Annotated in this window: 2 protein-coding genes, 16 tRNA genes and 1 riboswitch; all 18 genes read right to left on the reverse strand. The window is 43.0% G+C overall.

Translation table 11 applies throughout. From position 1 onward, the window contains the following. Positions 1-1,264, reverse strand: a 1,264-nt coding sequence (locus tag FC14_RS10955; protein ID WP_235804528.1) for a glucosaminidase domain-containing protein, incomplete at its 3' end; no start/stop codon positions are given. 227 nt (positions 1,265-1,491) lie between these two features. Continuing rightward, positions 1,492-2,679, reverse strand: coding sequence for a methionine adenosyltransferase (metK, locus tag FC14_RS08445; protein WP_056977397.1), 1,188 nt, complete (start codon positions 2,677-2,679; stop codon positions 1,492-1,494). Next, a riboswitch (SMK box riboswitch) is annotated at positions 2,677-2,768 on the reverse strand. It overlaps the preceding gene by 3 nt. A gap of 81 nt (positions 2,769-2,849) precedes the next feature. Beyond that, positions 2,850-2,922, reverse strand: a tRNA-Asp gene (locus FC14_RS08450). Positions 2,923-2,936: 14 nt separating this feature from the next. Further along, positions 2,937-3,010: transfer RNA gene (locus FC14_RS08455), tRNA-Met, on the reverse strand. Between the two features lie 11 nt (positions 3,011-3,021). Next, positions 3,022-3,093: transfer RNA gene (locus tag FC14_RS08460), tRNA-Glu, on the reverse strand. A 3-nt stretch (positions 3,094-3,096) separates the two neighbouring features. After that, positions 3,097-3,184 (reverse strand) — tRNA-Ser (locus FC14_RS08465). 6 nt (positions 3,185-3,190) lie between these two features. Beyond that, a tRNA-Ile gene (locus FC14_RS08470) sits at positions 3,191-3,264 on the reverse strand. A gap of 6 nt (positions 3,265-3,270) precedes the next feature. Further along, positions 3,271-3,341, reverse strand: a tRNA-Gly gene (locus tag FC14_RS08475). A gap of 83 nt (positions 3,342-3,424) precedes the next feature. Further along, positions 3,425-3,497 (reverse strand) — tRNA-Asp (locus tag FC14_RS08480). Between the two features lie 14 nt (positions 3,498-3,511). Then, a tRNA-Met gene (locus tag FC14_RS08485) sits at positions 3,512-3,585 on the reverse strand. 9 nt (positions 3,586-3,594) lie between these two features. Further along, positions 3,595-3,684 (reverse strand) — tRNA-Ser (locus tag FC14_RS08490). 21 nt (positions 3,685-3,705) lie between these two features. Next, positions 3,706-3,779 (reverse strand) — tRNA-Ile (locus FC14_RS08495). 15 nt (positions 3,780-3,794) lie between these two features. Next, positions 3,795-3,868 (reverse strand) — tRNA-Met (locus FC14_RS08500). Positions 3,869-3,887: 19 nt separating this feature from the next. After that, positions 3,888-3,961: transfer RNA gene (locus FC14_RS08505), tRNA-Pro, on the reverse strand. 5 nt (positions 3,962-3,966) lie between these two features. Continuing rightward, positions 3,967-4,040: transfer RNA gene (locus FC14_RS08510), tRNA-Arg, on the reverse strand. Positions 4,041-4,057: 17 nt separating this feature from the next. Next, positions 4,058-4,143, reverse strand: a tRNA-Leu gene (locus tag FC14_RS08515). 10 nt (positions 4,144-4,153) lie between these two features. After that, a tRNA-Gly gene (locus FC14_RS08520) sits at positions 4,154-4,225 on the reverse strand. Positions 4,226-4,228: 3 nt separating this feature from the next. Continuing rightward, positions 4,229-4,301: transfer RNA gene (locus tag FC14_RS08525), tRNA-Thr, on the reverse strand. Positions 4,302-4,419: the final 118 nt, after the last annotated feature.

Consider the following 4,419-nt stretch of genomic DNA (forward strand, 5'->3'; position numbering starts at 1 on the left):
TATCTATACTCATCCCGTACTTATGCGAAATCCCCCACAAGGAATCGCCGGCCTTAACCGTGTAGCTACCACTTTGGCTACTGCTATTTGTAGCCCCGTTATTATTTGAAGTTTGCGAGTTAGTTTGGCTACTATTTGAGCTACTAGTTTGATTACTTTGGTTAGTAGCGGCTGTTCCACTCACCTTCAAAGTTTGCCCTACATAAATTAGATTAGAACTCAAATTATTCAACGCTTTTAGCGAAGCCACTGAAAGTCCATAACGACTGGCAATGGCATACAGCGTGTCACCAGCCTTAACTGTATATGAACTTGTTGCCACCACGTTATTTGGCGTAGAACTTGTATTACTACTATTACTATCACTGGTAGTGGTAGTACTACCTGGCGTATCATATTTTGTCAAATCATACTGCTGGATTAAGTTAATCAGACTAGAAGCGTAGTTAGGTGCAGTTGCATAAGTTCCATAAACCCCATTGCGTAAATTGTTGGCAGCTACTGCATAGGACGATGCGTTTGCCTTAGTAGAATTTGGAAAGTGACTCACAATTAAATTAGCGTAGGCATTTAATGATTCTGCATAGCTTGAATACCGTTGAAACTTCGCATAAACAGTGTGATAAGCACCGCCGTAAAACTCTTGGGTGGGCATATTAATGTAGGCGCCATAACCATTCCACTTTACCCCAAATAAATTGTAAGCATTAGTTGAAAGACTGCTTGTTCCCCAGCCACTTTCAAGGGCGGCTTGAGCAATCATCATTGAGGCGTACAGTCCCCTTTGCGCAGCTATTGCTTGAGCAGAAGGAGCAACGTTATTAAGGAAATTAGCCACCTTAGAGGAGTAACCTGAATAGTTACTTGCTAAGACCCGTGGTGCAGCTACAACTGGCGCTTGCGACACAGCGCTACTTGCCTGGCTACTGCTACTCTCAGTAGTTACATTACTGCTTGAGCTTGCTTGAGAGCTTGTAGCTTCATTGCTCGTAGTCGCAGTCGTCGTTGTTACTGAGGAGCTTGTACTACTTGCATTAGCGGCACTTGAACTACTCATCGTAGTAGTTGTACTAGTAGTATTAGCGCTACTTGCATCGGCTTGAACTACTGTATCAGCCGCAGCTTTCGTCTTACTCAAAGCTAGACCCGCAGTCCCCATAATAACTGTGGTTCCAATGTAAGTGGTCGCCTTTTTGATTGATTTCAAATTTTTGGCTAGTTGTTCATTTTTAGCTGCCAAAATCCGATCTTTTCTTGTTTTCATACTCACCAAACCTCCATCTAGTCAACTACACTCTCGCATTTTAAATTACCGTCTCAACTCTTATTATATCTGTCTAAATTTCAAAATGTTTAAAAAACGTTTACTTGTAATAAAGTTGTAATAAAGTTAACAAAGTAAACTTTCCCTTTTTATAATAGCTATAAAAAAGGATTCTAGGAAACCCTAGAATCCTCTAATAGCAAGCTTCTAATCAGAAGTGCTGGCGCTTATTTTAATAATTCTTGTAATTTAGCAACCTTGTCTGTCTTTTCCCAAGGTAAGTCAATATCGGTCCGACCAAAGTGACCATAAGCAGCCGTTTGTTTATAAATTGGTCGTTTTAAGTCCAACATCTTAATAATCCCGGCTGGTCTCAAGTCAAATGTCTTTCTAATCGCTTCAACTAACTTATCGTTGGCAATATCGCTAGTGTTAAATGTATTAACTGCGATTGAAACAGGCTGCGCTACTCCGATAGCATAAGCAATTTGAACTTCAACTTCCTTGGCTAAACCAGCAGCAACAATATTTTTGGCAATGTAGCGAGCCGCATAGCTAGCAGAACGGTCAACCTTAGTTGCATCTTTACCAGAAAAGGCACCACCACCATGATGGGCCGCACCACCATAAGTATCAACAATTATCTTACGCCCAGTTAGACCTGCATCACCCTGAGGACCACCAATTACAAAACGTCCAGTTGGGTTCACAAAGTATTTTGTTTTCTCATCAAGTAATTCAGCTGGAATAACCGTCTTAATTACTTTTTCAATTACATCTGTCCGAATTTGGTCTAACTTAGTATCCTCATCATGTTGTGTTGACAGCACAACTGTATCGACCCGTTCAGGTTTATTATCTTCTCCGTATTCAATTGTTACCTGCGCCTTAGCATCTGGTCCAAGGTAAGGTAATTCGTTACTCTTTCTCAAAGCAGCAATTTTACGCATTAGCTTATGACTAAGTGCAACTGCTAATGGCATCATTTCAGGAGTTTCATCGGTTGCATAACCAAACATCATTCCCTGATCACCAGCACCAATTTGGTCTAAAGGATCAACTTGGCCATTCTTTGTTTCCAAAGAGGCGTCCACCCCTTGAGCTATATCGGGTGATTGTTCATCTATTGATACCAGGACCGCGCAATTATCACCATCGAAACCATACTTACCATTAGTATAGCCAATATCCTTAATCGTTTGTCTAACAACTTTTTGAATATCGACATAAGCGCTAGTTGAAACTTCACCAACAACTACAACTAATCCTGTTGTTACAGTAGTTTCAACGGCTACGCGTGCATCCGCGTCCTTGGCCAATAAAGCATCTAAAATCGCATCACTAATTTGGTCAGCAATTTTATCTGGATGTCCTTCTGAAACGGACTCCGAAGTAAATAAACGTCTTTCTGACATTATATATTCCCCCATTAATTAAAATTATTTGGTTACAAGGCATCTTCACAATAATTATGAATCCTATCGGGAATTGTATTGTAACTTCATAAGTTTAACATACCATTAAATAAAATTAAAGCATAAAAAAAGTCACCCTCAATGAGGATGACTAAAAATTAAAGTCACAACGGTCCATGACGGATTTGAACCGACGATCTTCTCCGTGACAGGGAGACGAGATAACCACTACTCCAATGGACCAAATATCTAAATAATTGCGGGAGCAGGATTTGAACCTACGACCTTCGGGTTATGAGCCCGACGAGCTACCAGACTGCTCCATCCCGCGATAATAAAAAGTGACCCGTACGGGATTTGAACCCATGTTACCGCCGTGAAAGGGCGGTGTCTTAACCACTTGACCAACGGGCCATACGGAGAAGGAGGGATTTGAACCCTCGCGCCGTGTTACCGACCTATACCCTTAGCAGGGGCACCTCTTCAGCCACTTGAGTACTTCTCCAATATATGGGCCTAAATGGACTCGAACCATCGACCTCACGCTTATCAGGCGTGCGCTCTAACCAGCTGAGCTATAGGCCCATAATAAGCGGGTGACGAGAATCGAACTCGCGACAACAGCTTGGAAGGCTGTGGTTTTACCACTAAACTACACCCGCATGTTAACGAATAACACCATGTTATTATATAACATTTTTTAAAAATAAGCAAGTTATATTTTTTAATTTTTGAATATAACTTACGGTCCATGACGGATTTGAACCGACGATCTTCTCCGTGACAGGGAGACGAGATAACCACTACTCCAATGGACCAAATATCTAAATAATTGCGGGAGCAGGATTTGAACCTACGACCTTCGGGTTATGAGCCCGACGAGCTACCAGACTGCTCCATCCCGCGATAATAAAAAGGAGGATAAGAGATTCGAACTCTTGCGTGGTTTGACCCACCTGACGGTTTTCAAGACCGTTCCCTTCAGCCAGACTTGGGTAATCCTCCATGATGTAAAATAAGAAACAATGGACCTTGTAGGACTCGAACCTACGACCGGACGGTTATGAGCCGTCTGCTCTAACCAACTGAGCTAAAGGTCCAAGCTCTATTGGATATCGCGGCGGAGGGAATCGAACCCCCGACCTCCCGGGTATGAACCGGACGCTCTAGCCAGCTGAGCTACACCGCGATTCTAATTAAGTATCCTATCGGGAAGACAGGATTCGAACCTGCGACCCCCTGGTCCCAAACCAGGTGCTCTACCAAGCTGAGCTACTTCCCGATGAATGCACCCAGCAGGAGTCGAACCTGCAACCTTCTGATTCGTAGTCAGACACTCTATCCAGTTGCGCTATGGGTGCATATATAAAAAACAAAATGCCGAGGACCGGAATCGAACCGGTACGGTGATCACTCACCGCAGGATTTTAAGTCCTGTGCGTCTGCCAGTTCCGCCACCCCGGCATAATGTAAGAGCGGAAGACGGGATTCGAACCCGCGACCCCCACCTTGGCAAGGTGATGTTCTACCACTGAACTACTTCCGCATATGCCGACTAGACGATTCGAACGCCCGACCCTCTGATTACAAATCAGATGCTCTACCAACTGAGCTAAGCCGGCATCAATTAACTGACCATATTATATTAACAAATATAATTTCTTAAGTCAATAGTTTTTTATTTTTATGAGTCGTGACAGGCTCGAACTGTCGACCCTCTGATTAAAAGTCAGATGCTCT

The sequence above is a fragment of the Ligilactobacillus agilis DSM 20509 genome (assembly GCF_001436215.1).
GTDB lineage: Bacteria > Bacillota > Bacilli > Lactobacillales > Lactobacillaceae > Ligilactobacillus > Ligilactobacillus agilis.

Excerpts from the sequence above, each read along its gene's own strand:
- metK (WP_056977397.1), bottom strand. The coding sequence starts at position 2,679 with ATGTCAGAAAGACGTTTATTTACTTCGGAGTCCGTTTCAGAAGGACAT.